Annotated in this window: 3 protein-coding genes; all 3 read right to left on the minus strand. The window is 64.0% G+C overall.

Annotated elements, in window-relative coordinates; all coding sequences use genetic code 11:
* Positions 1-4: 4 nt before the first annotated feature.
* On the minus strand, positions 5-682 hold the full coding sequence (locus AC4FAH_RS13715; protein ID WP_288387960.1) for a flagellar basal body L-ring protein FlgH: 678 nt from the start codon (positions 680-682) through the stop codon (positions 5-7).
* A gap of 121 nt (positions 683-803) precedes the next feature.
* The gene (flgG, locus tag AC4FAH_RS13720) at positions 804-1586 is read right to left on the minus strand and encodes a flagellar basal-body rod protein FlgG (protein ID WP_054556613.1); all 783 of its coding nucleotides are present in this window, start codon (positions 1584-1586) and stop codon (positions 804-806) included.
* Between the two features lie 26 nt (positions 1587-1612).
* Positions 1613-2381 (minus strand): flagellar basal body rod protein FlgF (locus AC4FAH_RS13725; protein WP_288387954.1); only part of this gene is annotated, 769 nt, incomplete at its 5' end.

Raw genomic sequence — 2381 nt, forward strand, 5'->3', positions numbered from 1 at the left:
AGGCTCAGAACGGCGCCAGATTGAGGAAGAAGCGCTGCATCCAGCCCATGTTCTGTGCCTCATTGATATAGCCATCACCGACATATTCGATGCGTGCACTGGCCACCTGGGTGGACTGCACCGTATTGGCCGAGGAAATCGTGCGCGGATTGACCACTCCGGAGAAGCGAATCGACTCGGTGCCTTGATTGATCGCGATGCGCTTCTCGCCGCGCACCTCCAGATTGCCGTTGGGTTGCACCTGACTGACCGTCACGGTGATGGTGCCGGTGAAACTGTTGTTGGCATTCGAGCCACCACTGCCGGTGAAGTCATTCTCGCCCTCGATATCGGCATCGGTGCCATCCAGCAGCCCTGTCATGAAATCGGGGATGGCGGTCAGCGAGAAACCGAGGCTGCCGTCGCGGCTGGCATTGCTGGCCGAGCTCTTGCTGGCGCTGACATTCTCGTCGAGCAGGATGGTGATGATGTCACCGATGGCACGCGGGCGGCGATCCTCGAACAGCGGCTGGTTGCCATACAGCGGCTGGAAGATGGCGCCATTGGCCATCGGTTCCGGGCGCGGCTGCATCGTCGATTCCATTGGCGTGGTATCGACCAGCGGCTCGCTGGGGGTATGGGCACACCCGGCGCCTACCAGCGTCATGGTCAGCAGCGCCAATCCGGCCAGCGCGCGGCGCATGCGACGCCAGCCAGGCAACGCCAATCCGGGCATCGCCAAGCCAATCTGGCGTGGGCAAACAGCTGACAGGGATGGCAGCGCCACCACCGGGAGATCACGCGAAAGCGACATGCGACAACCCTTACATCTGGACCAGACGCTCCAGCATCTGATCGGTGGTGGTCACGGCCTTGGAATTGATCTCGTAGGCACGCTGGTTCTGGATCATGCCCACCATCTCTTCCACCACGTTGACGTTGGAGGTCTCGACGAAGCCCTGATAGAGAGTGCCCGCACCATTGAAGCCCGGCACGTTGTCACTGCGCGGCCCCGAGGCATCGGTCTCGGAATACAGATTCTCGCCACGACTGAACAGGCCCGTCGGGTTGATGAAGGTGGACAGCTGCAGCTGACCGACCTCGGTGCTGTTGGTGGAACCGGGCTGGGTGACGCTGACCACGCCATCGGAGGCGATATCGACACTCAGGGCATTGGCCGGAATGACGATCGCCGGGTCCAGCGGGTAGCCACTGGCGGTGACCATCTGGCCGGTACTGTCGAGCTGGAAGGAGCCATCGCGGGTATAGGCATTGGTGCCATCCGGCAGCATCACCGCGAAGAAGCCCTGACCATTGATCGCGACATCCTTGGAGTTCTCGGTCTGCTCCAGATTGCCCTGGATGTGCAGACGCTCGGTGGCCACGGTGCGCACCCCGGTGCCCACCTGCAGCCCCGAAGGCAGCTCGGTGGTGGCAGAGGAGGCAGCGCCGGGCTGGCGCATGTTCTGGTAGAGCAGATCTTCAAACACCGCGCGCGACTGCTTGAAACCATTGGTCGAGACGTTGGCCAGGTTGTTGGCCGTGACGTCCATCTGCATCTGCTGAGCTTCAAGGCCGCTCTTGGCTGTCCATAGGGCACGAATCATCAGGGGGCTCCGCCGTGATTACGGGGTCAGTCGGTACCAAGCAGGCTGTTGCCACGCTCGGCCATGCGCTCTGCCGTATCGATGCTCTTCATCTGCATCTCGAAACTGCGCGCGTTGTTGATCATGGCGACCATCGCGTCGGTCGCCGAGACGTTGCTGCTCTCCAGGGCGCCGGAGACGACCCGCACCAGCGGGTCGGCAACCAGCGGTGGCGCGGCCTCCCCCGCCGCAGTCGGCGGCTGACGGAAATAGCCGTCCTCGCCGCGCACAAGCGCCGGGCTGCCGGGAATGGCCTCGGGATTGACCAGCTTGAGCTGGGCCTGCAGCACCATGGTGTCAGGTGCATCCGCCGCCGAGCGCGCACTCACGCTGCCATCGGCGGAGATATGCACGATGGCGTTGAGCGGCAGCTCGATCGGCCCGCCATCGCCCATTACCGGCAAGCCGCCGGAGGTCAGGACACCATCGGCATCGATCTGCAGCGCGCCGTTGCGGGTGTAGAGCTCCTCGCCATTCGCGCCCTGCACGGCCAGCATGCCGGGGCCGTCCAGCGCGACATCCAGCGCGCGATCCGTGGTCTGGATCGTGCCCTGGGCCATCGAGGCCCCCGCGGTGGTCAGCTGACTGGAGACGCGTGTCGCCAGCCCTTCGCCCTGCACATCCACCGCCCGCGACAGCGTCAGCATCTCGCGAAAGCCGGTGGTCGAGAGGTTGGCCAGGTTATGACTGGCGACATCCTGAGCCGCCAGGCTGCGCTGGGCGCCGCTCATGGCGGTGTAGAGCATTCTGTCCATC

The sequence above is a fragment of the Cobetia sp. genome (genome assembly GCF_983723665.1).

What these genes read in the sequence shown, in the direction of transcription:
- AC4FAH_RS13715 (WP_288387960.1), bottom strand. Translation starts at nt 682, where the DNA reads ATGCGCCGCGCGCTGGCCGGATTGGCGCTGCTGACCATGACGCTGGTA.
- flgG (WP_054556613.1), bottom strand. Translation starts at nt 1,586, where the DNA reads ATGATTCGTGCCCTATGGACAGCCAAGAGCGGCCTTGAAGCTCAGCAG.